Genomic DNA, 23992 nt, shown 5'->3' with positions numbered 1-23992 from the left:
ACAACCCCTTTCCCGGCTTCCAGGTTGGCTGACCCTCGGTCCTGACGCCAGAGCCCCCGCTCGGAGCGTTCGGGCAAGATCCGCTGCGCCTTCGGGCAGAGGGCAGCTCGGCAGGTGGCGCATCGGCGGCGCAACCGACGCGCCGAATTCTCCTTGGACGCGCTCAGCTGCCTTTTGGCAGCGAAACGTTTCCAGAATTCTGGAAGTCCTCAGCCGCGAGCCGCCGCTACGGAGTAACCACTTCGCCCCGCGCGACAGTCTGGTCGTTCCCGTCGTCCGGTGTGGCAGTTCTATTGATGGACGTCTGGGCTGTATTGGTGGCGGCCCTGATACCGAAGTAGGCCGTGGTCATCGTGCCGATGGTGGTGAAAGCAGAAGTGAGAATCGAGATGATCGCGGTGGACGCGGTGCTCGCCGCAGGGCCGTCGGTCAGCTTCCACACCGCTCCCGCGGTGGCAAGGAGAATCACGATGTCGCCAGCCAGCACGACGCCGAGACCGGTGCGGGCCCTGGTGATGTCGATATCAGTCTTCGTTGGTTTACGTTCCGCAGCTGACATTCGGCCCCCCTTGGACGCGTTGCCAAATCCGCGCCAGGCTATCTGGATTCATGAGGCGGCGACAGAGCGAAGCGCAAGCTGTTTCACAGGGCGATTCCAGGGAGGTCGACAAGTTCTTGCCGTTTGCCAATTCAAGGACGCCGTTCCGGCCAGTGGACAGCGGTGAGTGCCAGTGCCACAGTCGACGGTGAAGTCCAGCGTCGGCTCACGGGAGCCGCCGCAAGGGGGTGCTCATGCCGTTCGAGTTCAGGTTGTCCAGCGGTGCGTTCGGGCTTCCCGCCGCAGCAATGTCGGTGGACTGGCTCGTCCTCAACGACACGGGCACCGACCAGCAGATCCGGGTCACCGTCTTCGCCGCTCCGGTTGGCAGCCCGAAGCACCAGCTACCGCCCGGCCCGATCGAGGTGGCCGTTCCCGCCCGGACGTTGACCCACAACGCGAACTCAGTCGGGCCCGGACAGCCGTTCGAACCAGGCATTCCGGTGGAGGTGGTGGTCCAGTGCAACGACTTGCGCGTGCTGCCGACCGTCGAAGTCTGGCAGGACAACGGGGGCACCGTGATCGCCGGCACCCGGATCGGGCCGGGCGACTTCGTGCGCCTGGTCGGCCCCTGACGGCCCTGTTCTCGGACACTGGCCCGCTCGCCCAGCCCGGCTCACCGGTCGAGCTGCGCCCTCGCCGTGGAGCTTGCGTGCACGCTGACCCCGCCGGTGAAACCGACGACCACGAAGCCGGCGATGGGCAGCCGGACCCGCCCGGTCAGGGCCACGGTCGCGCTGGCTCCGTCGCTCGTGCCGGTGCCCGAAGCCAGCGCGACGTCTTCCAGTCGTCGCGGCGGCGGATACGCGGACAGGTAGAGCGCGGCCTGGCGGTGCACCGCCAGGTCGGTCAGCGGGACGGCCCGCGCGTCGGGCAAGCCGCCGCCGTAGACGTCCGGCTCGGCTAGCGCGTCCGCTGCGTCCAGGGCGGCAGCGTCTGCGGCGTCGATCAGCTGAGTGTGCGCGAGGTGCACGGATGCGGCGTCCACGACGACGGTCACCAGGGCGAACGCCAGCACGAGGTACCCGAGGATCAGCAGGCTGATCTGCCCGTCGTCGCTGCCAGCCTTTGGGCGTCGCGGCGACCAGGCACTCCGAGGCCGGCCGTTCATCGATCGACCCGGTCGCGCCTGGTGGCGAACCGGCCGGGCCTGGTGGCGAACCGGTCGGGCCTGGTGGCGAACCGGTCGACAGGCGTGACCTGGGTGGCGACGACCTCTACCGCGGCCGGCACCATCTGGTCGAGCAGCCGCGGGACGCCAGGCAGGGCCACGCGTACCCGGGCGGAGGTCGTGACCCGACTGTCCGGAGCGAGGCAGTCCGGCTGCGAACAGCTCACGACAAGTGCGCCCTGACCTTCGAACCGCTGGTCGGACAGGGCGAGCGCGGCTGCGGCGTCGGCCCGCTCGCGTGCGTGGTCCGGCCGGTCGGCGGTGACGTACGCCCGACCAGCCTCGCGGGCGGCTCGCTGGACAGCGAACGCGGCGCCCTCGATCCTGGCCAGCACCAGCACCAGATACACCACCGGAAGGAGCAGCAGCAGCCCGAGCACGATGAACTCGACGACCGCGCTGCCCTGGTCGTCAACACTGCGCGTGCCGCTCACTGCGACTCCATGAAGGCGTGCCCGCGCACGGTCATCGACCGGGCGGACCCGACCAGGCCGAACAACGGCAGCGGGATCGTCATCGTCACCTGCACCGCCTGCACTCCCCCGATCTCGACCTGCGTCGAGCTGACCTGGCTTATCCGCGATCCGTACTCCGGCGACAGATCGGCCGCGACCAGCTCGCGCGCCCTGGGCGCGCCGTCGGCCGGCACCCGATCGGCCCGCGCACCGAACCGCGCCCCCTCCGCCGCGCAGTCGACCGCCGTGTTGCGGACGTGCAGCACCAGGGTCAGCTGGGCGAGCGACGCGAAGAGGAGCGTGAGCAGGGCACCCACCAGTGCGAAGTCGACCACTGCCGAACCCTGGTCAAGGCGCCGGATCGGCCCTCCCTCGCCCCGCGCCTCAGGGCGCGACACTGTTGATCGAGTTGACGAACAGATCGTTCAGCGTGGGACCGGCGACGGCCCACAGCGCCGCGACCAGGCCCGCGGTCATGATGGTGACGAGCACCCAACCAGGTACATCACCGCGATCCGGCGGTGCTCCCGTGGCTGTCCGGACCCGTTCTGCCACCGACCTCCTGACCGCTGATGCCCTGGCCGCCCAGGCCCTGACGGCCGTCCCGGCGAAGCCCGCTGCACGCATGGTGATCCCCTCTGTCGTCGTACTCATCACAGGCTCGTCCTCAGGAATGCGAATCCGGGGTAGACCGCGAACAGGACAGTGACGGGCAGCACCCCGAACACCACCGGCACCATCATCGCGACCTCTTTGCGACCCGCCGCGTCCATCAGGCTGCGCTGACCGAGCTGACGGACGTCCTCAGCCTGGGCCCGCAGCACCTCGGCCAGCGGGGTGCCTCGTTCGACCGCGACCACGACGCCGTCCACGAAGCGGGCCAACGGAGCCAGGCCGGTGCGCCTGCTCAGCTGCTGCAAGGCGTTTACCAGTGACGACCCGGCGTGCGTGTCGGCCAGGGTGCGCTGCAGCTCGGCCGACAGCTCCCCACCGCTGATCGCGACAACCCGGTGCAGCGCGGCCAGCGCGCCCTCGCCCGCGCCGACCGCCAGCGCCAGCATCTCGGCCACCGTGGGGAACTCGGCCAGCATCCGGCGTTCGCGCCGGACCACCTGTCGGCTCAGGTACCAGTCGCGCGCCGCCACACCGCCGGCGCCGCAGGCCAGGACCAGGACAGCCAGTGGAAGCAGCGGCCCCTGCCGCCTGGACCACACGCCTGCCGCCAGTAGGCAGCCACCGGCCAGACCTGTTGCGCCGCAGAGCACCTGTTGAGCACGGAACCCGTTGAGGTCGAGCGCCAGCCCGGCCCGGTCGAGGCGACCGGCGACCGAGACCGAGCCGCCGAGGCTACGGTCCAGCGCACCGGAGAGTCGAGACATCGCGACCCGACCCGCGCCGCCGAGCCCGGTCGTCCGGTGGCTGATCCCACCGGGGAGCAAGCGACTCGGGCCGGCCACGTCCTGGACGTAGGGGGCGAGCCGCTCGTCCAGCCCCGGCCGGCGCAGGAAGGGAAGTGCCCACACCGCCAGCAGCAGACCGCAGCCGAGGAACGCACCCAGTCCCGCGCCGACCCACCAGCCGGGCGATGGCCCGATCACTGAAGGACCCGCTCTTCGGCAGGCAGCCGAGCGATCCGCAGCATCGCGAGGTAGGACACCACTGAGACCAAGGCGCCACCCGCGAGCACGACGGCGCCGGCCGGACGGCTGTAGGCGGCGATCGACTCGGGCCGGGTGGCCAGCAGGAGCAACACGATCCACGGAGCGGCCACGGCCAGCCGCGCACCGTTGACCGTCCATCCCTGGCGGGCCTCCAGCTCGGAGCGGGTGCGAGCATCCTGCCGTAGGAACGCGGACAGGGTGCGCAGTAGCCGCCCCAGATCGCTGCCGCCTACCTCGCGCGCGATCCTGAGCGACTCGACGACGCGGTCGCCCACCGGGTCCGCCAGCCGGTCCTTGAGCGCATCCAGTGCTTCGTGCAGCCGCCCGCTCGCCCGGTAGTCCTGGGCGAACGCTGCAAAGGCAGGCCGCAGTGGAGCCGGTCCGCGCACGGACAGCTGACTGAGCGCCTCCGGCAGGGACAGGCCCGCGCGCACGGCCGACCCGAGGTTGTCGACCGCCTCCGGCCAGATCTCGCGCAGCCCGGACCGCCGCCGACTGGCTCGTCCGCGGACCACCGCCAGCGGTGCCGTGGCGGCCATCACGCCGAAGCAGGCGGCAACGGGCAGCACTCCGGTGACCACCTGAAGCACCGCCAGCACCAGAGCACCGCAGAGCAGACAGGCGGCCCCGAGCGTCCGGGGCCGCACCCCGACGAGCCTGGCGTCCTGGGCCACTTTGGACCAGCTGCTCCGGCGGCGAGCCCGGATCGACCGCGCCGGCCGGACCCAGCAGGCGCTCCACATCAGGAACAGACCGGTACCGAGGACGAGCCCTACCGCCAGGCCGCTCACGAACCGACGCCCGCGAGCGATCCGACGTCCCGGCTGCTCAGGTAGTCGCCGTCTTCGTCCGCACCACAGGAGAGCAGCCGGGCGAGGTCCACGCCGATCCGCTCGAACCGGTCAGCGTGCGGTGGGTAGCCCTCGGCGCGGACCAGCCGGCCGTTCTTGGTGGTGAACACGTCGGCCGTCTCCACCACGTCCGCCTCGACCCGCCCAGGAACCGCGACCACCTCCCTGACCCGCCGTCGCCCGTCCGAGTCCATCGCGATGTGCACGACAAGGTCGACGGCCGTGGCCACAGTGGGCACGACGAACCGGGCACCGACGTTCTCGCCCGCCAGCAGCGGCAGCGTGCACATCTTGACGAGCGCGTCACGAGCGCTGTTGGCGTGCACGGTGCACATCCCCGGCAGCCCGCTGTTCAGGGCCAGCAACATGTCGAGGCTCTCCTCCTGGCGGACCTCACCGACGATGATCCGCGAGGGCCGCATGCGCAGGGACTCTTTGACCAACCGGCGCAGCGCGATCTCACCGGTACCCTCCAGGCTCGGCTGGCGGCACTGCATCGCCACGACGTCCCGCCCTGCGAGCTGCAGCTCGAAGACCTCCTCGCAGGTCACGATGCGCTCCCGGGAGTCGATCGCACCGGCGAGGCAGTTCAGCAGGGTCGTCTTGCCTGCCTGCGTGCCTCCGGCGACCAGAACGTTCAGCCCGGCACGCACGCTGGCCGACAGGAACGAGGCGGCGTGCTGGGTCAACGTGCCAAGCCGCACCAGCTCGTCCAGATGGCGCGCCTTGACGACGAACTTGCGGATGTTGACCGCCCAGTGCTCGCGGGTGACGTCCGGGATGACCACGTGCAGCCGCGACCCGTCCGGCAGGCTCGCGTCTACGAACGGTGAGGACAGGTCGACCCGGCGCCCGGACGTTGCCAGCATGCGCTCGACCAGGTCCGCGACCGCCTCCGAGGTCAGCATGGTGGTGGTCAGCTCGGGCACTCCGTCGCGGGCGACGAAGACCTTGCCGGGCTCGTTGACCCAGACCTCCTCGATCCCGGGATCGTCCAGGAACCGTTGCAGCGCACCGAATCCTGCAACGGCAGCCCATACGGCCGCGATGACGCCGTCCCGGTCGGCGAGAGCCGGTAGCCCACCGGTCAGCGACCGCTCCTCGTAGTCCGCCACGGCGTCCTCGACCAGCCGCCGCACGGCCTGGCCGTCCGCCATCGGATCGAGGCTCGAAGACCGGACCACCTCGCGAACCACGTCCTCGATGCGCTCGCGCGCAGTGCGTTCCACCGCCATGTGCCCCCCTGTCGACGTCCGTGGATCACTCTAGACAATCGGACATACCGGAAGAAGCCGCCCCCGCAGATCTGTGGAAAACAGCTCTCAGCGCTGGCCGCGCCTTGGGCGCGTCAGACCGGCCCTGTGGACAACTTCTCCGGTCGGGTCGACGCACCCGGCAGACTGGTCCGCGTGATTCCGTTGCGCTGCACCGTGATCGACGGCTGCCATCCGGCGACGTCGGTAGACCTCGACCTGTACGCGCCATCCGGCGCCGTGCTCTCGGACCTGGCCGACCAGGTGCTCGCCCGCTGCAAGTTGCCGACCGGGCTCGAGCTGGCCGCCGACGGCCGGCGGCTGCGCCCCGGTCAACCGCTTGGCCTTCCTCCGCTGGTGGACGGCGCGTTGCTCGTCGCGCTCCCGGCGAGCCGCGGACCGGCAACGGACGACGGCGCCCAACCCGCTGGCCGGGTCGCCGGCGTGCTCTGGCTCTGCGTCGTCGCCGGACCGGACGCCGGGCTGCGGCTGCCGCTACGACCCGGCACGCACTCCGTCGGGCGCGGCCCCGACGTGACGCTGACGGTGCACGATCCGGCGATGTCGCGGCGCCACCTGTCGATCACGGTCGGCCCGGACGGCGCACTGTTGCACGACCTCGGCTCCACCAACGGCACGCGCGTCGGGTCGCGGCGTGTGGAGGCCGCGGGGACGACGCTGCGGATCGGGCAGCGACTCGTCGCCGGCGCGTCCACCCTCCTGGTCCGGGTCGACGACCAGCCGCTGGCCTCCACGCGGCCCGACGGTCGGGGCGGCATCGTGCTGAGTCGGGCGCCCCGCGAACTGCCTGCCGTGCAACCGGTTCGGATCGTGCGTCCCGCTGCGCCGCCGGACGAAGCGCCTGCCCGCGTCCCTTGGGTCGCCGCCTTGGTGCCACTCGTGCTGTGCGTACCCGTCGCGCTGCTCCTGGGTCAGCCCACGTACCTCGCGTTCGGGCTGATCGGACCGGTCGCGATGATCGCCACCACCGTGGTCGAGCGACGCGGCCGACGGCGCCGCGAACGCGAGTCCGGACGGCAGTGGCGCCAGCGCGACCAGGCGGCCGCGAGCGCTACGGCTGAGGCGCTGGCCGCCGAGCTCGAGCTCAGGCGCCGACGCTCGGGCGATGCGGCCGAGCTGACGAGCACAGCCGCCAGGGCGACGCGCCGGCTCTGGGAACGCTGCGATGGCGACGACGACCTGCTCGAGGTGTGCCTGGGCGCGGCCAGGGCACGTTCGGCCGTCTCGGTCAGCACATCCCCGGGCGCGATTGAGGGCGGATCGGGTCAGGAGTGGCTGGCAGATACGCCGTTCACGCTCAGGCTCGACGACGTCGGTCATTTCGGGCTCACCGGTGACACAGGCCGGGTGGATGCCGCCGCCCGCTATCTGCTCGGGCAGCTCACCACCCGCTGCACTCCGCGGGCCGTGCAGCTGGTGGTGCTGTCCGACGACCAGGCCTGGGGGTGGACAAGGTGGCTCCCGCATGGGCGGTCGTTGGGGGCGGCCGCACTCGAGGACGAGGTCGCACGGCGCTGGGCGCAGGCCACGGTCACCGGCAAGGGCGTCAGCCAGCCGGTCCCCCGGCTGGTGGTGCTCCTCGACGAGCGGCAAACGTCCAGCACCGGCCTCCTCGCGATGACCCTGCGACACGGCCCGGACGTCGGCGTGCACCTTGTCTGCCTGACCCTGCACCCGGTGCAGCTGCCGAGCTCGTGCGGCGCGAACGTGCTGGTGCCGGCCAGCGGCCCCGCGACCGTGCGCCGTCAGGACAGCGACAGCATCGACGACCTGCACCTCGACGGCGTCGCGGGCGCCTGGGCCGACGAGCTGGCCAGGGCGCTCGCGCCGCTGCGCGATGCCACGCCCGAGGCGGATGGCGCCGGCTCACTGCCGGCGACGATCGGACTGCCGGAGCTGGTGGACGATCGTCGCCTGTCCGCGTCCGGGCTGGCCGAATGCTGGCTGCACGAACCGCGCTCGACTCGCGTGGTGCTCGGAGCCGGGGCGGATGGCGCGGCCGAGGTCGACCTGGTGCGCGACGGCCCACACGTGCTGGTCGCAGGCACGACCGGCGCCGGCAAGTCCGAGCTGCTGCTGACCATGGTCACGTCACTCGCCCTTGGCAACCGCCCCGACGAGCTCTGCTTCGTGCTGGTCGACTACAAGGGCGGTGCCGCGTTCCAGCGCTGTTGGGGCCTGCCTCACGTCGTCGGACTGGTGACCGACCTGGATGCGCACCTCGCCGGGCGAGCGCTCACCGCGCTGCAGGCCGAGCTGACCCGTCGCGAGCGCCTGTTGGCCGAGGTCGGCGTCGCAGACCTCGGCGAGTACCAGCGGTGGTCCGACGCCGAGCCTGGGCGAGCCCGACTGGCCAGGCTGGTGCTGGTCATCGACGAGTTCCGGCTGCTGGCCAAGGAGCTGCCGGACTTCCTCGAAGGCCTGGTCAGGCTCGCCGCCGTCGGCCGCTCGCTCGGCGTCCACCTGATGTTGGCCACCCAACGTCCGGCCGGCATCGTGTCAGCCGACATTCGGGCCAACGTGAACCTGCGGATCTGCCTTCGGGTCCGCGACCGGGTGGACTCCGAGGACGTGCTCGACGCACCCGACGCCGCTTCGCTGCCCGACGCCTCGCCTGGGCGCGCCCTGCTGCGCAGCGGGTCGGGACCGCTGACCGCGTTCCAGGCCGCACTCGCCGGCGGCGCGCCGTGCGAGTCACGGCCGGACCTGCCGATGGTGCTGCTGGCCGGCCAACGGGTGCCCATCGAGGACCGGACCGACCGGCTGGCCGAACTGGTGCGGGCCGTCCGGTCCGCGACTGACGCGGTGGCTGCGCAGCCGCCGCCGAGTCCGTGGCTCGCACCGCTGCCTGACCTGCTGCCGCTCGACGGGCTCGTAGACGCGCCGTCGTTCCTCCCGGGCACTGCCGCAGCGTCGGGCGTGGCCCTCGGCCTGGTCGACCGCCCTGCCCAGGGCCGACAGGAGCTCGCCCGCTGGGACCCGCGGTGCGCCTCACACCTGGCGATCAGCGGCGCGCCGCGCACTGGTCGCACCAGCGCCCTGCTGACCGTGCTGCGCGGACTGCTCGAAGACACCGGCAGCCACCAGCGCCACGTGCACGTGGTCGATGCCGCAGGCGGAGCACTGACCCGCGCGCTCGCCCCCGCGGTCGAGTCCGGACGTCGCGCGCTGGGCACGGTGCTGTCCGGGGACCAGCCGCTCGCCGTCCGCAGGCTGGTGTCGGTGCTGGCGGATCGGCTGCGCCAGACGAGTGGGCGGCCGGACCGACCGCCGGGCACGGTGCTCGTGGTGGACGGCTGGGAGGCGCTGGCCGAGGCACTGGAACAGGTCGACCACGGTCGAGGTCTGGATGAGCTGCTCACGCTCGTCCGCGACGGTGAGCAGGCTGGGCTGCGACTCGTCGTCGCAGGCGGCCGAGGCGTGCTCCTGTCCCGCTTGGCGTCGTTGGTAGGAGAGCGGCTGCTGCTGCGCCCGACCGACCCAAGCGACCTGCTATTGGCCGGGTTACCTGCCCAGGCCGGCCCGTTGCACCAGCCTCCCGGCCGAGCCGTCCACCTGCCTTCGGGAGACGTGATCCAGCTGGCCTGGCCAGGGGACGCCGACCAGGTGCACCGACGGCTGACGGTGACCGAGCACGCCGCAGCCGAGGCGGAGCCCGAGTGTGCCCTCGGCCAGCCGGTGCGGCTCAGGGCGCTGCCGGCCAAAGTGGAGCTGCGCCTGATCGAACCTCCGCGCGAGCCGCAGCCCACCAGATCGGGTCCGGTCGACAGCTCCGTCGTGCTCGGGCTCGGTGGCGACGAGGCCGGGCTGATCCGGCTCGACCTGGACCGGCATCGCCGTGTTCTCGTCCACGGGCCCGGTGGCAGCGGCCGCTCCCAGACGCTGGCCACGATCGCCCGGCAGCTGCACGAACGCGGACAGCGGGTGACCGCCGTGGGCTCCGGCGAAAGCCCGCTGCTGGCGGGGCCGTGGCCGATCCTGGCGCTCGATGGCGCGCGAGCGCTCGGCTCGCAAGTCGGCTCGCAAGTCAGCTCGCAAGTCAGCTCGGTGCTCGAGACCGACTTCCTGCTGGTGGACGACGCAGAAGACCTGCAGCACCACGCGGGACTGGCCTCGGCGATCGACCAGCTCGCGATGGGGCTCGGCGGTCCCTGCCTGGTCTGGTCCGTCCGCCGCAGCGGCGTGCGCAGCCCGTCGAGCGCGCTGGTCGCCAGCGCGCACCGGCAGCGCACCGGTGTCCTGCTCCAGCCACGGCACGCGCACGACGGCGAGCCGCTCGGCGTCCACGCCGACCCGGTCGACCAGTGCGTTCCCGGTCGCGGCCTGCTCGTGCTGCGCGGCCAGGCCACCGTCGTCCAGATCGCGTGCTGAGCACTCGTGCGCGGGCAGCCGAATGAGTGGCGATGGCCGACGAACAGTGCAGATACCGCTAGGGCTACGGTCACCCCATGTCGCCGGACCAGACCTCACCGCAAGCCGCCCGCGCAGTGATCCGTGAGGCGGTCGAGGCCGACGTCCTGGACATCCTGCGGCTGATCAAGGAGCTCGCCGAGTACGAGAAGTCGCTGCACCACGTGCAGTCCACCGAGGAGCACCTGCGGGCGTCCCTGTTCCCGGCCGACGGGGCGCCAGGGGCGTCCGCCCTGGTCGCCGAGGTCACCGACGAGGACGGCTCGAAGCGACTGGTCGGCATGGCGGTCTGGTACGTCACGTTCTCCACCTGGACCAGCCGGCACGGCATCTGGCTGGAGGACCTGTTCGTCCAGCCGCAGGTGCGCGGGCAGGGCCTCGGGCGGCAGTTCCTGACCGAGCTCGCGAAGATCTGCACGGACCGCAAGTACCCGCGGCTGGAGTGGTGGGTGCTCGACTGGAACGAGCCCGCGATCGGCTTCTACGAGTCCTTGGGCGCCGTCGGGCAGGACGAGTGGACCGTTTTCCGGATCGACGGCGATGCCCTGCAGAACCTCGCCGACCGGGCCTGACGAGCGGTGGTCGGCGCGAGTCTCGAGGTTCGCGTAGACGGGTCACCGATGGCGCGTCAGGATGGTGCTGTGCAGTGTCCGCCCCGATCCGCAGACGGCCCGAATCTGGTGGCCACGTGTCCGCGATGACCCGATCGGCCTACGAGGGGCCGGCTGGCTCGCCGGACGTCGTCGAGCTGGAGGTCCCGGCCAGCGCCGCCTACGTGGCCGTGGTCCGGACCGCGACGGCCGGCCTGGCCGCACGGTTCGACCTCACGCTCGACCGCATCGAGGACCTGCGCATCGCCATCGACGAGGCGTGCACCCTGCTGATCCGCCGTCCGGCCGACGCCCCGCCGGACCACCTCGAGTGCGTCTTCACCCTCGGCGAGGGGGCACTGACCGTGGACGTCACTGGCCCGGACGTCGAGCTGCCCGAGCACACCGCGTACGCGTGGGCCGTACTTTCCGCTCTGGTCGACTCACTGGAGTCCGGGCACGAGGACGTCGACGGCGTCTGCCGCACCTGGATCCGCCTCGTCGTCCGGGCCAGCGGGGGACAGTGGACATGACCGTGATCGGCGCACGGCAGACGGCTCAGCCGCCCACGCAGCCCCAACCAGCGGCGCAGTCCCCCACGCAGTCCTATGCCCAGCCGCCCGCCCAGCCGCCCGCCCAGCCGCCCGCCCAGCCGCCCGCCCAGCCGCCTGCCCAGCGCCAGGCGCCCAGCCAGACCCTGGCCCAGCTCGCCGCCCTCGCGCCGGACGACCCGCAGCGCGCCGTGCTGCGCGCCCGGGTCGTCGAGGAGCACCTGCCCCTGGTGCGCTACCTGGCCCAGCGCTACCGCAACCTCGGCGAGCCGCTGGACGACCTCGTCCAGGTCGGCACCATCGGGCTGATCAACGCCGTCGATCGATTCGACCCGCAGCGCGGCGCCGAGCTCGCCACCTTCGCCACGCCGACGATTCTGGGCGAGATCAAGCGGCACTTCCGCGACCGCGGCTGGGCGGTGCGGGTGCCCCGGCGGCTGCAGGAGCTACAGACCCAGCTGGAGCGGGCACGAGCCGAGCTGACCCAGTCCCTGGAACGCGCACCCACCGTCACCGAGCTGGCCGAGCACCTCGGCATCGGCCAGGAGGACGCCATCGAGGCACTCGAGGCCCAGCAGGCCTACAGCACGGTCCCCCTGGAGAGCCCGCTGGACAACGTCAGCAGCAGCGTCGCGCTGGTCGACACCGCCCTGGAGGACGTGGTCGACCGCGAGTCGCTGCGCCCGCTGCTGCACCAGCTGCCGGCCCGAGAGAAGCGGATCCTGGTGTTGCGCTTCTTCCGCGGCCTGACCCAGAGCGAGATCGCCGATGAGCTGGGCATCTCGCAGATGCACGTCTCCCGGCTGCTGTCCCGCACCATCGACGATCTGCGGCACGCGCTGGAAGACCTCGGCTGAGCAGCGGCGAGCCAGCCCGAGCTACTTCACGGACCCCGCGGTCAGCCCGCCCACCAGGTGCTTCTCGATCATCGCGAACAGCACCACCACGGGGATCACCGCGATCAGCGACGCCGCGAACAGCTGGTCCCAGTGCTGCTCGTACCCGGTCACGTAGCTGCTGATCCCAACGGTCAGCGGCTTCTTCGCGTCGTCCTGCATCAAGGTCAGCGCGACGACGTACTCGTTCCACGCGGCGATGAAGGTGAAGATCACCGCGGTGACGATTCCGGGTCGGGTGAGCGGCAGCATGATCCGCCACATCGTCCCGAACCGGCCGCAGCCGTCCAGCTCGGCGGCCTCCTCCACCTCGGTCGGGATCGACCCGAAGAACGCCTGCAGGATCCAGATCGCGAACGCCAGGTTGAACGCCGCGTTTGTCAGGATGATCGCCAGGTAGGTGTTGACCAGGTTCAGCTGGAAGAACTCGCGATACAGCCCGACGACCAGTGCCGTCGGGCTGAACATCTGGGTGACCAGCACGACCAGCAGGAACGTGCGCCGGCCGGGGAAGCGGGCGCGACCGGTGAAGTACGCGGCTGGCACGGAGACGACCAGCACCACGGCGGTAGCGGCGGTCGCCACCACGACCGAGGTGCGCAGCCAAGCCAGGAACCTGGTGTCCGACAACACCGTGCCGAACGTGTTCCACTGCCACTGCCGGGGCAGGAAGGTGGCCGGCGACTGCAGCACGTCGGCACTGGGCCGCAACGCATCGAGCAGCATCACGAGGTACGGCCACAGGAAGAAAAGGCCGACCAGCACCCCGACCAAGGGCAGCACGAACGGCCGCGCCCGCCGCCAGCCCGACCGCCCGACACGACGGCGCGCAGCGCTCGTCGACGACGCCGAGCCTGGCCTAGACGCCGCAGTTGCATCTCCGGCGCGACTGGTTGTGGCCGCGCTCACGCCCGCTCCCCCTCGCTCGTGCGGGTCACCCGCAGGTACACGGCCACCGCGCCCAGGATGAGCAGCACGTTGAACACCCCGGCGGCGGCCGACATCCCGACGTCCTTGTCCGCGCTCTTGAAGGCGAGCTTGTACATGAACGTGATCGACGTGTCGTGCGCGAAGCCGGGGTTGCGGTCGTTCAAGGTGTACACGACCGGGAACGAGTTGAAGACGTAGATGATGCTCAGCACCGTCGAGACCGACAGCGCTGGAGCGAGCAGCGGCAGGGTGATCCGCCGGTAGACCTGCCACGGGCCGGCGCCGTCGATCCGCGCGGCCTCGTAGACCTCGTTCGGGATGCCGTTCAGGCCGGCCAGCAGCACGTACGTCACGAACGGCACCGACACGAAGACACCAACTGCCACGATGGACGCCAGGGTGAACCGGTCGTCACCGAGGAAGTCCACCGGGTGGTCGACGAAGGGCAGCGCGACCAGGACCGTGTTGACGATGCCGTGGTAGTAGTCCAGCAGCAGGGTGAACAGCCGGGCCGTGATGATCAGCGAGGCCGCCCAGGGCACGATCAGCGCGCAACGCACGTAGCGCCGTCCGACGAACTCCTTGGACAGGAACTGCGCCAGCGCGAGGCTGATCACCATCGTCAGGACGACGACCGCCACCACCCAGATCGCGGTGGTGCGCAGCACCGTCCCCAGCGCGGGGTGCTCCAGCACGTGCCGGTAGTTGTCCAGCCCCGCCGGTCCCTTGCGCAGACCGGTGATGGAGTACTCGCTGAACGACGCTCGTGCCAGCGCGATCGCCGGGAACACCACGACGCCCGCGATGAGCAGCAGCGCGGGGCCGAGCCAGACCAGCGCCTCCCAGCCGGAGGCTCGCTCGCGGCGCCGGCGCCCGCGGGGTCGGCCTGCCACCGACCCCGCCGACCCCGCCGACCCCGCCGACCCCGACGAACCAGCCTCCGCCAGCGTGCTCGAGCTCACGCTCAGCTTCCGGACTCGGCCTGCTGCTGCAAGGTGTCCAGCACCTTCTGCGGGTTGCCGTTCGGCGCCACCGCGGCGCCGAGGTTCTGCTGGACGGCGAGCTTGACCTTGTCCCAGCCCGGGTCGTCGGTCGGCGTCAGGTGCGCGTTCGGCAGCGTCTGCAGGTAGACCGCGAGCGCTTTCTCGGCGCCGAACTGGGTCAGGCCCGTCTTGGTCACCGGCAGGAAGCCCTCGGCCTTGATGAACGCGTTCACCTGGTCCGGCTGGTAGTAGAGGTCGTAGAAGGCCTTCACCGCGTCCTCGTTGCCCTTCTTCTTGAAGGCCATCAGGTAGTCGGTGACGCCGTACGTCTGCGGCGTGCTGCCGTCACTGGTCGGCATCGGCGCGATGCCGTAGTCGACCTTCTTCTCCTTGTCGAGCTGGGCGGACAGCGGCGAGAAGCCGACGACCATGCCGGCCTTGCCGGACCCGAACAGGGCGAAGGCGCCGTCCGTGCGGTTGGTCTTGCCGGGGTTGTTCTGGGTGACCTTGTCGGTGACGGCGAGCTTCTTCATGAAGTTCAGCGTCTCGACGTTCTTCGGCGAGTTGATGCTCCACTTGCCGTCGGTCTTCCAGTCGCCGCCGTTGTTCACCAGCCAGATCGAGAACTCGGCCTGGGACTCCTCCGGCCCGAGCGGCATCGCGTAGCCGACGTTGCCGCCACCGAGGGCGGTGACCTTCTTGGCGTCGTCCTCGAACTCGGCCCAGGTCTTCGGCGGCTCGGCGATGCCGGCCTGCTTGAACAGCGCCTTGTTGTAGAACAGCGCGCGCGCCGAGGAGAGGTCCGGCATGCCGTAGAGCTTGCCGTCGTACGTCCCGGACTTCACGAAGGCCGGGATCAGGTCGTCCTTGACCCCGGAGGACAGCACGTCGTCGGCTGAGTAGAGCAGGCTGTCCTTGGCATAGCTGGCGTAGACGTTGAGGTTGAGGATGTCGGGCGGGTTGCCGTTCTGGATCATCGTGCTGGACTGCTGGTCGATGTCCGTCCAGCTGACCACCTGGACGTCGAGGGTCGTGCCCGTCTTCTTCTTGTAGTCCGCCGCGAACTTGTCCCAGAAGGCCTTGGTGTTGCTCGCGGAGTACTCCGCCGCGACGAGCTTGATCGACTTCGCGGCACCGCCCTTGCTGTCTGCGTCGTTGCTCGAGGCACCGGTACCGCCGCCGCAGGCGGCCAGTGCCACCGCTGCGGATCCAGCACAGACGAGGACGACGACTCGCTTCAGTCGGGCCATTCTCAGCTCCCTTGCCGTGGTCAGGACGAGGCCGTGGAAAATATGTTTGTAAGGTTTACAATCAAATAACGCGAGCCGTCAAGGGGGTTCGCGGTGGTTTGTCAGGTGTTTCCGAACCTAGCCCGAAATGGGACCTACTGCGAGGGAGCGAGCGCTCACGCTCTGCTACTGGTGGCGGCCACGACGGTCACCCCGGTAGCCACCGCCAGCACCAGCACGCCGACGGCCAGCACCTGGTTGCCCGCGTGCCAGATGCTCGGCACCAGCAGCAGGAGCAGGACCTGCCAGAACAGCGCGGCGGTCCGCACCCGGGAGTGCCCGCGCAACAACTCGCGCGCCACGAACCCGACGCCCAGGGCGCCGACGGCCAGCAGGATGCCCAGCAGAGCATCGTTCTGCACCGTGCTGGATCCCCCGATGACCAGCAGCGCCAGCGCCCACAGCGCCACCGCGCCCAGGGCGAGCGCCTGCAGGCCCATCAGCAGGCTGGCCAGCCGGCGCCAGAACAGCACGTCGGCGCGTGCGTCACCGCGCGCACCAGGGTCGTCGCCCACGCCGGGGTTCTCGTCGCTCGACACGGCGCAACGCTAGCGTGCTGACCGGACAGGCTCTCTTCGTCCCTTTCCGAACGGCGCCCTACGCGAACGCTGTGTGACCAAGCCCTCACCGCTCATCACAGGATGATCACGGATACCTCTTGTGCGCGGGCGAGCGGGATGTGAGGCTTGGTCGGCGGGAAGTGAGTCTCGTGCGACACGGGCGCTCGTGAAGTCCTTCACAAGGCGACCTCGAGCAGCCAAGATAAACCCGCGCCACCCGGGCACCCCCGGTCGTGGCGCCCACAGCGACGCAACATGACAGGAGAACGATCCCCATGGACTGGCGCCACCGCGCTGCCTGCCTGGACGAGGATCCCGAGCTGTTCTTTCCGATCGGAAACACCGGACCCGCCCTGCTGCAGATCGAGGAAGCGAAGGCCGTCTGCCGTCGCTGCCCGGTCAAGGACGTCTGCCTGCAGTGGGCGCTGGAGTCCGGGCAGGACGCCGGGGTCTGGGGCGGCCTTTCCGAAGACGAGCGTCGGGCACTGAAGCGACGCAACGCGCGGGCTCGACGGGCCGTCTGATCCGCAGGACGACCAACCCGAGAACCACCGACGCCCCGGTCAGCCGACCGGGGCGTTGTCATGCCCCCGAGTCCAGCTCGCTGGTCCAGCCGCGAGTCCAGCTCGCTGGTCCAGGCCCGAGTCCAGCCCCTCTCCCAGACTCAGTCGTCGAGCGGCCGCGGGGCCAGGTCGAGCCGGACCTGCGTTCCGCCTCCCTCACGCGCCGACCAGGTGATGGTGCCGCCCAGCTCGGCGACCAGCGCCTTGACGATCTGGGTGCCGAGCCCGTCCTGGGCCAGGCCCTCGCGGTCGTCCGGCAGCCCCAGGCCGTCGTCGGTGACCAGCACGACGAGCCGGTCCTGCCGACCGGACCCGGTGCGGTCCGCGCGGACGGTCACCACACCGTCCCGGCCGGCGAAGCCGTGCTCGACCGCGTTGGCCACCAGCTCGGTGAGCACCAGCGAGAGCGCCGTCGCGTCCTCGGCCCGCAACCGGCCGAACGCCCCTTCGTGTGTGGTGCGCACTTCCCCGCTCGGGCGGGCCACCTCCACCAGCGCAGACAGTCCGCGCAGCGCCACCTCGTCGAAGTCGACCGTCTCGTCGTACCCCGTGCTCAGCGTTTCGTGCACGGTGGCGATCGCGGCCACCCGCCGCTCGGCCCGGGACAGCGCCGTCCGAGCGGCGGCGTCCTCCACCCGGCGCGACTGCAGGCGCAGCAGGGCAGCGACGGTCTGCAGGTTGTTCTTCACCCGGTGGTGGATCTCGCGGATGGTGGCGTCCTTGCTCAGCAGCTGGCGCTCGCGACGGCGCAGCTCAGACACGTCACGGGCCAGCAGCAGCGCTCCGATGCGCTCGCCGTCCACCTGCAGCGGGATCGCTCGCACGCTGAGCGTCGCCCCGGAGGCCTCGAGGTCAGCCCGCCAGGGCGCCTTGCCGGTGACCACCAAGGACAGTCCCTCATCCACTTGGGTGCGGCCGCGCAGCAGCGACGTGGTGACCTCGGCCAGCGACTGCCCGAGCAGCTCTCGATCGTGGCCGAGCCGGTGGAAGGCGGACACGGCGTTGGGACTGGCGTAGGTGACGCGCCCCTCGACGTCCAGCCTGAGCAGCCCGTCACCGACCCGGGGGGCGCCGCGCCGCATACCGGTCGGGGCGCCGGCCACCGGGAACGCCCCCGAGGTGACCATGGTGGCGAGCGCGTCGGCGCAGGCGAGGTAGGTGAGCTCCAGCCGGCTGGGGGTGCGCATCGTGGACAGGTTCGTGTGCCGGGCGATCACCGCGATGACGCGCCCGGCCCGCACGACCGGGATGGTCTCCTCGCGCATCGGGACGTCGTCGCGCCAGTCGGGGTCGCGCTCGCGGCAGATCCGCTGCTCGGCGGCCGCCCGGTCCAGCTGCGGACGACGACCGTGCCCCGCGCCCTGACCGACCACGTCGTCCACGAACGCGGTCGCTCCGGTGGTGGGCCGGGCGTGCGCGACCGCGAGCCAACCTTGCGGGACGGCCACCCACAGCACGAGGTCAGCGAAGGACAGGTCGGACAGCAGCTGCCAGTCCCCGACGAGCAGGCGCAACCACTCGACATCGGCGTCGCCGAGGTCGGTCCGCTCATGCACGAGGTCGGTCATCGACGGCACGGGTTGAGCCTACGCAGGATCGAATTCAGGGCCGGACGCAGGATCGCACGCAGGATCGGATGCAGGGCCGCACGCAGGATCGCACGCAGCACCGTGTCGCGCTCCGGCCGTGCCGACCAGCACTGTGTCGCCCAGAGCGCTCGAGCCGGTGCGACAGGATGGCTGCATGCCCTGGATTCTGCTGTTCGCCGCGATCGCCACCGAGATCGTGGCGACCGTCTTCCTGAAGGCCAGCGACGGGATGAGCAAGCTCTGGCCATCGGTCATCGTGGTCGCCGGCTACCTGGCCAGCTTCGGGCTGCTCGCCAAGGCTCTCAAGGACCTCGAGGTCGGTGTCGCGTACGCGATCTGGTCGGGGGTCGGTACAGCAGCGGTCGCCGTGTTGGGGGTCTGGTTCTTCGATGAGTCGGCCAGCCTGGCCAAGGCGCTCTGGATCGGCGTCATCGTCGTCGGGGTGATCGGCCTCCAGGTGAGCACCGGCGGCAGCCAGTAGCCCGGGCGGCAGCCACTAGCACCGGCGGCAGCCACTAGCACCGGCGGCAGCCACTAGCACCGGCGGCAGCCACTAGCACCGGCGGCAGCCACTAGCACCGGCGGCAGCCACTAGCACCGGCGGCAGCCACTAGCACCGGCGGCAGCCACTAGCCAGCCGCGTTGCTGCGCACCACGGCGCGCAGGCCGCGCAGCGCCACCGACAGCGCCGCGATGCCGGGGCGATCCAGGTGGCTGACCTCCGTGACCATGTCCCGCACCCGCGCCAGGCTCTCCCGGTTCGAGGCGTCCCACGCACCTATCCGCTCGGACGCAGGCAGGTCGGGGTCCGTCGTGGCGATCACCGATACGGTCAGCCGCTCCAGCGCGGAGTACAGGTCGTAGCGGAGGGCGGCGCGGGCCAGCGCGTCCCAACGGTCGTCGCGCGGCAGCCGGGTGATCAGGCTCAGCATGGTGTCGACCTGGAAGCGCTCCGACATCAGGAAGTACATCGGCGCCACCACGTCCGGCGACGTTCCGGTGTCGTGGCTGATCTCGGCGATGTCCAGCAGCGAGTAGACGTCCAGCAGCGAGGCGGCCCGGCCGGCGAGCTCCTCCGGCAGACCGAGCTTGACCAGTTCCTTGGTGCGCCGGTGCAGGCGACGCTGCTCGGCGCCGACGAGCATCTCGGGAACCTGCGGGCGCAGCGGGCGTACCACGCTGGCGAACCGCTCGATCTCAGCCGCCAGGTCGGTGATCGTCGGGCGGGACTGGAGCAGCCACCGCACCGCGCGGTCCATCAGACGGCGGAACTCCAGGTAAAGCGCGGTCTGCGCACGGGTCGGCACCTGGTTGTCCAGCGCCTCGACCTCAGCCACGAACTCCTGCAGCCCGAACACCTCGCGGGCGACCACGTAGGCCAGCGCCACCTGCACCGGGGTGGCAGAGGTCTCCTCCTGCACCCGGAAGGCGAACGTGATCCCGCCGCGGTTGACCAGGTTGTTGACCAGCTTGGTGGTGATGATCTCGCGGCGCAGCGGGTGCTGGGCGAGTCGGTCACCGTAGCGCTCGACGATCGCCTTCGGGAAGTAGGCGGTCAGTGTGGAGGCGAACCACGGGTCATCCGGCAGCGAGCTGGCCAGCAGCTCGTCGGCCAGCGTGATCTTGGCGTAGGCGACCAGCACCGAGAACTCCGGCGAGCTCAGGCCGAGCCCCTCCTCGTGCCGGCGGTTGATCGCCGCGTCGTCCGGCAGGAACTCCAGGCGACGGTTGAGCTCGCCCTGCTGGGACAGCGCATGGATGAGCCGCTGGTGCACCGGCAGCATCGGGTGCGCCTGCTCGCGAGCGTTGCCCAGCAGCACGTTCTGCTCGTAGTTGTCGCGCAGCACCAGGTGCGCGACGTCGTCGGTCATCTCGGCGAGCAGCGCGTTGCGCTGCTTGGTGGTCAGGTCGCCGTCCGCGACGACCGCGTTGAGCAGGATCTTGATGTTCACCTCGTAGTCCGAAGTGTCCACTCCGGCCGAGTTGTCGATGGCGTCGGTGTTCACCCGCACGCCGTGCAGCGCCGCCTCGATCCGGCCGAGCTGGGTCAGGCCGAGGTTGCCGCCCTCACCGACGACCCGCACCCGCAGCTCGTTGCCGCTGACCCGGATCGCGTCGTTGGCGCGGTCGCCGACGTCCCCGTTCGACTCGGTGGATGCCTTCACGTAGGTGCCGATCCCGCCGTTCCAGAGCAGGTCCACCGGCGCAGCGAGGATGGCGTGCATCAGCACGGCAGGGGTCACCGAGGTGGCCTCGCGGCCGAGCCCGATCGCGGCCGCCGCCTGCGCGCTGAGCTTGACCGCCTTGGCGCTGCGCGGCCAGATGCCGCCGCCCTCGCTGACCAGGGTGCGGTCGTAGTCGTCCCAGGACGAGCGCGACAGGTCGAACAGGCGTCGGCGCTCGACGAACGAGGTCGCCGCGTCCGGGCTGGGGTCGATGAAGATGTGCCGGTGGTCGAACGCCGCGACCAGCCGGATGTGCTCGGACAGCAGCATCCCGTTGCCGAACACGTCACCGCTCATGTCACCGACGCCGACGACGGTGAAGTCCTGGGACTGGGTGTCCACGTCGAGCTCGCGGAAGTGTCGCTTCACCGACTCCCAGGCACCGCGCGCGGTGATCCCCATCGCCTTGTGGTCGTATCCGGCCGAACCGCCGGAGGCGAACGCGTCGCCCAGCCAGAAGCCGTAGTCGGTCGCGACCTCGTTCGCGATGTCGCTGAACGTCGCTGTGCCCTTGTCCGCCGCGACCACCAGGTAGGTGTCCTCGGCGTCGTACCGGACGACGCGCTGCGGTGCCACGACGACGGCGCTGTCGCCGGTGCCGGCCAGGTTGTCGGTCAGGTCCAGCAGCGCGGAGATGAACGTTCGGTAGGACGCGATGCCCTCGGCCAGGAAGGCCTCGCGGTCGCCGGAGTCGGGCAGCTGCTTGGCGACGAAGCCACCCTTGGCGCCGGTTGGCACGATGACCGCGTTCTTCACCATCTGCGCCTTGACCAGGCCGAGGATCTCGGTTCGGAAGTCCTCGCGCCGGTCGCTCCAGCGCAGGCCGCCGCGGGCGACCTTGCCGAACCGCAGGTGCACCCCCTCGACCCTGGGCGAGTAGACCCACATCTCGAACGCGGGGCGTGGCTCGGGCAGGTCCGGCAACGCGTGCGGGTCGAGCTTGAAGGCCAGGTACGGGTAGGGCTGGCTGTCGGCGTCCAGCTGGAAGTAGCTGCTGCGCAAGGTGGCTTGGACGACGCCCAGCAGCGCACGCAGGATGCGGTCGTGGTCGAGGCTGGCGACGTCGTCCAGCGCGCCTTCGATCTCTTCGCTGATCGCGGCGCAGGTCTCCACCCGCGCGTCCGCGTCGGCCGTACCGCCGAAGTGGTCGGGGTCGAAGCGGGCTTCGAACAGCCGGACCAGCATGCGGGCGACGCCGACGTTGGCCAGCAGGCAGGCCTCGACGTAGTCCTGGCTGAAGGTCAGGCCGGCCTGGCGCAGGTACTTGGTATAGGCGCGCAGCACGCTGACCTCGCGCCAGGTCAGCCCGGCTGCGAGCACGAGACCGTTGAAGCCGTCGCTCTCAGCGCGACCGGACCAGACCGCGGCGAAGGCGTCCTGGAACATCTCGCGGGCGACCTCGGCCTGGTCGCGCACCCAGCCGTCCACACCCTCACCGGCGTAGCGCAGGCCGAAGTCGTAGACGTGCACCTGGGTGCCGTCGGCCAGGTCGAGCTCGTACGGGCGCTCGTCCACGACCTCGGAGCCCAGGTGGCTGAACACCGGCAGGACCGTGGTCAGCGACAGCGGGTCGCGGCGGTAGAACTTGAACCGACGCTCGTTCGGCGGGCGGCCGGGCTCCTGGTACAGGTTCATCAACGGTTCGTGACCGGCGGGTTCGGTGACCACGGCGTCGACATGGCGCAGGTCGGCGACCGCCACCCGAGCCGGGAAGTCCTCCTTGTAGGCCTCGGGGAAGGCCTTGGCGTACAGCGAAAGCTGCCGCGCGGCGTCTGCCTCACCCACGTCCGCCCGGAGCGACTCGCCGAAGTCCTCGTCCCAGGTGCGGGTGGCGGCGATCAGCCGGTCCTCGAGCGCCTCCACGTCGACCTCGGGGATGGCCGCGCCGCGCGGGACCCGGACGACGAAGTGCAACCGGGCCAGCACGGACTCCGAGACCCGGGTGGTGTAGTCGACGCTCTCGCCGTGGAACGCGTCGCGCAGGATCTCTTCCATCCGCAGACGCATCTGCGTGGTGTAGCGATCGCGGGGCAGGTAGATCAGGCAGGACATGAAACGGCCGTAGTCGTCGCGACGCAGGAACAGCCGCGTGCGCCGCCGCTCCTGCAGGTGCAGCACGCTGGTGGCAATGAAGTACAGGGCGTCGACGTCGGTCTGGAACAGCTCGTCGCGCGGGTAGGTCTCGAGGATCTCGAGCAGGTCCTTGCCGCTGTGGCTCTGCGGGCTGAACCCGGACTGCTGCAGGACCCGAGCGACCTTGGAGTCGATCACCGGCACCTGGACCACCGACCAGGTGTAGGCCGCCGAGGTGAACAGGCCAAGGAAGCGGCGCTCGCCGACCACGTTGCCGTCGGCGTCGAACTTCTTCACGCCGACGTAGTCCAGGTAGGCCGGACGGTGCACGGTCGAGCGGGAGTTCGCCTTGGTCAGGATGAGCAGCCGCGGGTCGCGGGCCCGGGCCCGGACCTCAGGCGAGAGCCGTCCGAAGCTGTCCGAGACGCGCTGGTCGTAGCGCAGGATGCCTAGGCCGGTGCCGGACGTGGCGCGCAGGGCGGCATCGCCGTCCTCGGTCTCCAGTGCGTACTCGCGGTACCCGATGAACGTGAAGTTGCCCTCGGACAGCCAGGTCAGCAGTCGCTGCGCCTCGTGGACTTCGTCGGGGTCGAGGCCCTGCGGCGGGCTCTCGACCAGCTCGCCGGCCAGCCGGACGGCAGTTGCGCGCATCTTCGACCAGTCCTCGACGGCGTCCCGGACGTCGTCCAGGACACTGCGCAGGCTCGCGGTCAACGACTCGGCGTCGACACGACCGGCGTCGCGGTCGATCTCCAGGTGCATCCAGGACTCACGGCCGGTGTCGTATGGCAGCTCGTCACCAGGAGCGACGCCCTCGACGTGCTCCAGCAGCAGGCCGGTGGCATCCCGGCGGACGATCAGCACGGGGTGGACGACGAGATGGATGGCGCGCCCGAGCCGGGACAGCTCGGCCTGGACCGAGTCCACCAGGAAGGGCATGTCGTCGGTCACGATCTCGACGACGGTGTGGCCGCTCGCCCAGCCGTGCTCGTCGACTGTCGGGGTGAAGACCCGCACGTTCGCCGTTCCGACCGGCCGGTTGCGAGCCAGCTCGCGGTGGCTGGCGGCCGCCCCGAGCAGGTCCTCCGGGCGACGGGCCAGCAGGTCGTCGTCCGCGACGTGACGGTAGTAGCGACTGAGATAGGCCAACGTCGCGTCCTGGTGGGATCGGTCGGCCAGCGCCGCCGCCTTCTCGAGAACCTGCGACCTTGACCCTGCTGGCGAGTGCGCCATGACTCCCGTGACCTTTGTCGTGACCCCGGTGCACGCGCCGTTGCGTGCCCGGTGGCGACGATACCGCTGGGCTGTGGTTCAGGCTGACCC

21 protein-coding genes are annotated in these 23992 nt (G+C 70.7%); 7 read left to right on the top strand and 14 right to left on the bottom strand.

The window, feature by feature from the left end:
* Positions 1-226: 226 nt before the first annotated feature.
* Positions 227-559, bottom strand: a complete 333-nt coding sequence (locus tag ACPPVT_RS05735; protein ID WP_426566064.1) for a hypothetical protein — start codon at positions 557-559, stop codon at positions 227-229.
* Positions 560-792: 233 nt separating this feature from the next.
* Between ACPPVT_RS05735 and ACPPVT_RS05730 the strand changes: the two genes are divergently transcribed.
* Positions 793-1173, top strand: coding sequence for a hypothetical protein (locus ACPPVT_RS05730; protein ID WP_426566063.1), 381 nt, complete (start codon positions 793-795; stop codon positions 1171-1173).
* Between the two features lie 41 nt (positions 1174-1214).
* On the opposite strand, the gene ACPPVT_RS05725 is transcribed toward ACPPVT_RS05730, so the two are convergent.
* From ACPPVT_RS05725 to ACPPVT_RS05695, 7 genes are read right to left on the bottom strand one after another with little or no spacing between them, the layout of a single operon-like run.
* Positions 1215-1709, bottom strand: a complete 495-nt coding sequence (locus ACPPVT_RS05725; RefSeq protein WP_426566062.1) for a pilus assembly protein TadG-related protein — start codon at positions 1707-1709, stop codon at positions 1215-1217.
* On the bottom strand, positions 1706-2203 hold the full coding sequence (locus ACPPVT_RS05720) for a pilus assembly protein (protein ID WP_426566061.1): 498 nt from the start codon (positions 2201-2203) through the stop codon (positions 1706-1708). The genes ACPPVT_RS05725 and ACPPVT_RS05720 overlap by 4 nt, the downstream gene beginning before the upstream one ends.
* Entirely contained in the window at positions 2200-2559 is a 360-nt protein-coding gene (locus tag ACPPVT_RS05715) for a TadE family protein (RefSeq protein ID WP_426566060.1), read from the bottom strand. Before ACPPVT_RS05715 ends, ACPPVT_RS05720 begins: the two co-directional genes overlap by 4 nt.
* A gap of 49 nt (positions 2560-2608) precedes the next feature.
* On the bottom strand, positions 2609-2851 hold the full coding sequence (locus ACPPVT_RS05710; protein ID WP_426567064.1) for a hypothetical protein: 243 nt from the start codon (positions 2849-2851) through the stop codon (positions 2609-2611).
* Between the two features lie 26 nt (positions 2852-2877).
* Positions 2878-3822, bottom strand: a complete 945-nt coding sequence (locus ACPPVT_RS05705) for a type II secretion system F family protein (RefSeq protein ID WP_426566059.1) — start codon at positions 3820-3822, stop codon at positions 2878-2880.
* Positions 3819-4676 carry a type II secretion system F family protein gene (locus ACPPVT_RS05700; protein WP_426566058.1) on the bottom strand — a complete coding sequence of 286 codons (858 nt, stop codon included), beginning with the start codon at positions 4674-4676 and terminating at the stop codon, positions 3819-3821. The genes ACPPVT_RS05705 and ACPPVT_RS05700 overlap by 4 nt, the downstream gene beginning before the upstream one ends.
* Positions 4673-5971: a CpaF family protein gene (locus ACPPVT_RS05695; protein ID WP_426566057.1), complete on the bottom strand. Its 1299-nt coding sequence runs from the start codon at positions 5969-5971 to the stop codon at positions 4673-4675. The genes ACPPVT_RS05700 and ACPPVT_RS05695 overlap by 4 nt, the downstream gene beginning before the upstream one ends.
* Before the next feature lie 174 nt (positions 5972-6145).
* On the opposite strand from ACPPVT_RS05695, the gene ACPPVT_RS05690 reads away from it, so the two are divergent.
* From ACPPVT_RS05690 to ACPPVT_RS05675, 4 genes are all read left to right on the top strand, one after another.
* A complete protein-coding gene (locus ACPPVT_RS05690) occupies positions 6146-10381 on the top strand; it encodes an FtsK/SpoIIIE domain-containing protein (RefSeq protein WP_426566056.1) in 4236 nt (1411 codons plus the stop codon).
* 77 nt (positions 10382-10458) lie between these two features.
* Positions 10459-10992, top strand: a complete 534-nt coding sequence (locus ACPPVT_RS05685; protein WP_426566055.1) for an N-acetyltransferase family protein — start codon at positions 10459-10461, stop codon at positions 10990-10992.
* 125 nt (positions 10993-11117) lie between these two features.
* Entirely contained in the window at positions 11118-11543 is a 426-nt protein-coding gene (locus ACPPVT_RS05680; protein WP_426566054.1) for an ATP-binding protein, read from the top strand.
* Positions 11540-12418 (top strand): SigB/SigF/SigG family RNA polymerase sigma factor, encoded by an 879-nt coding sequence (locus ACPPVT_RS05675; RefSeq protein ID WP_426566053.1) that lies wholly within the window; start codon positions 11540-11542, stop codon positions 12416-12418. The genes ACPPVT_RS05680 and ACPPVT_RS05675 overlap by 4 nt, the downstream gene beginning before the upstream one ends.
* 21 nt (positions 12419-12439) lie before the next feature.
* Here ACPPVT_RS05675 and ACPPVT_RS05670 read toward each other — a convergent pair whose 3' ends face one another.
* From ACPPVT_RS05670 to ACPPVT_RS05655, 4 genes are all read right to left on the bottom strand, one after another.
* Positions 12440-13366, bottom strand: a complete 927-nt coding sequence (locus ACPPVT_RS05670) for a carbohydrate ABC transporter permease (protein WP_426566052.1) — start codon at positions 13364-13366, stop codon at positions 12440-12442.
* On the bottom strand, positions 13363-14280 hold the full coding sequence (locus tag ACPPVT_RS05665; RefSeq protein WP_426566051.1) for a carbohydrate ABC transporter permease: 918 nt from the start codon (positions 14278-14280) through the stop codon (positions 13363-13365). Before ACPPVT_RS05665 ends, ACPPVT_RS05670 begins: the two co-directional genes overlap by 4 nt.
* Before the next feature lie 71 nt (positions 14281-14351).
* On the bottom strand, positions 14352-15620 hold the full coding sequence (locus ACPPVT_RS05660) for an extracellular solute-binding protein (protein WP_426566050.1): 1269 nt from the start codon (positions 15618-15620) through the stop codon (positions 14352-14354).
* Between the two features lie 155 nt (positions 15621-15775).
* Entirely contained in the window at positions 15776-16198 is a 423-nt protein-coding gene (locus ACPPVT_RS05655) for a hypothetical protein (protein ID WP_426566049.1), read from the bottom strand.
* 296 nt (positions 16199-16494) lie between these two features.
* On the opposite strand from ACPPVT_RS05655, the gene ACPPVT_RS05650 reads away from it, so the two are divergent.
* On the top strand, positions 16495-16743 hold the full coding sequence (locus ACPPVT_RS05650) for a WhiB family transcriptional regulator (protein WP_426566048.1): 249 nt from the start codon (positions 16495-16497) through the stop codon (positions 16741-16743).
* 140 nt (positions 16744-16883) lie between these two features.
* On the opposite strand, the gene ACPPVT_RS05645 is transcribed toward ACPPVT_RS05650, so the two are convergent.
* Positions 16884-18350: a sensor histidine kinase gene (locus ACPPVT_RS05645; protein WP_426567063.1), complete on the bottom strand. Its 1467-nt coding sequence runs from the start codon at positions 18348-18350 to the stop codon at positions 16884-16886.
* A 175-nt stretch (positions 18351-18525) separates the two neighbouring features.
* Here ACPPVT_RS05645 and ACPPVT_RS05640 point away from each other — a divergent pair, with 175 nt between their 5' ends.
* Positions 18526-18852, top strand: coding sequence for a DMT family transporter (locus ACPPVT_RS05640; RefSeq protein ID WP_426566047.1), 327 nt, complete (start codon positions 18526-18528; stop codon positions 18850-18852).
* Positions 18853-19000: 148 nt separating this feature from the next.
* On the opposite strand, the gene ACPPVT_RS05635 is transcribed toward ACPPVT_RS05640, so the two are convergent.
* Positions 19001-23902, bottom strand: a complete 4902-nt coding sequence (locus ACPPVT_RS05635; protein ID WP_426566046.1) for an NAD-glutamate dehydrogenase — start codon at positions 23900-23902, stop codon at positions 19001-19003.
* Between the last annotated feature and the right edge of the window lie 90 nt (positions 23903-23992).

Origin of the sequence: Angustibacter sp. McL0619, from assembly GCF_049994355.1 — a bacterium.
In the GTDB taxonomy this organism is placed as follows: Bacteria; Actinomycetota; Actinomycetes; order Actinomycetales; family Angustibacteraceae; genus Angustibacter.
This window is presented reverse-complemented; position numbering and strand designations above follow the sequence as displayed.

What these genes read in the sequence shown, in the direction of transcription:
- ACPPVT_RS05735 (WP_426566064.1), bottom strand. Translation starts at nt 559, where the DNA reads ATGTCAGCTGCGGAACGTAAACCAACGAAGACTGATATCGACATCACC.
- ACPPVT_RS05730 (WP_426566063.1), top strand. Translation starts at nt 793, where the DNA reads ATGCCGTTCGAGTTCAGGTTGTCCAGCGGTGCGTTCGGGCTTCCCGCC.
- ACPPVT_RS05725 (WP_426566062.1), bottom strand. Translation starts at nt 1,709, where the DNA reads ATGAACGGCCGGCCTCGGAGTGCCTGGTCGCCGCGACGCCCAAAGGCT.
- ACPPVT_RS05710 (WP_426567064.1), bottom strand. Translation starts at nt 2,851, where the DNA reads ATGCGTGCAGCGGGCTTCGCCGGGACGGCCGTCAGGGCCTGGGCGGCC.
- ACPPVT_RS05695 (WP_426566057.1), bottom strand. Translation starts at nt 5,971, where the DNA reads ATGGCGGTGGAACGCACTGCGCGCGAGCGCATCGAGGACGTGGTTCGC.
- ACPPVT_RS05685 (WP_426566055.1), top strand. Translation starts at nt 10,459, where the DNA reads ATGTCGCCGGACCAGACCTCACCGCAAGCCGCCCGCGCAGTGATCCGT.
- ACPPVT_RS05680 (WP_426566054.1), top strand. Translation starts at nt 11,118, where the DNA reads ATGACCCGATCGGCCTACGAGGGGCCGGCTGGCTCGCCGGACGTCGTC.
- ACPPVT_RS05675 (WP_426566053.1), top strand. Translation starts at nt 11,540, where the DNA reads ATGACCGTGATCGGCGCACGGCAGACGGCTCAGCCGCCCACGCAGCCC.
- ACPPVT_RS05660 (WP_426566050.1), bottom strand. Translation starts at nt 15,620, where the DNA reads ATGGCCCGACTGAAGCGAGTCGTCGTCCTCGTCTGTGCTGGATCCGCA.
- ACPPVT_RS05650 (WP_426566048.1), top strand. Translation starts at nt 16,495, where the DNA reads ATGGACTGGCGCCACCGCGCTGCCTGCCTGGACGAGGATCCCGAGCTG.
- ACPPVT_RS05645 (WP_426567063.1), bottom strand. Translation starts at nt 18,350, where the DNA reads ATGACCGACCTCGTGCATGAGCGGACCGACCTCGGCGACGCCGATGTC.
- ACPPVT_RS05640 (WP_426566047.1), top strand. Translation starts at nt 18,526, where the DNA reads ATGCCCTGGATTCTGCTGTTCGCCGCGATCGCCACCGAGATCGTGGCG.
- ACPPVT_RS05635 (WP_426566046.1), bottom strand. Translation starts at nt 23,902, where the DNA reads ATGGCGCACTCGCCAGCAGGGTCAAGGTCGCAGGTTCTCGAGAAGGCG.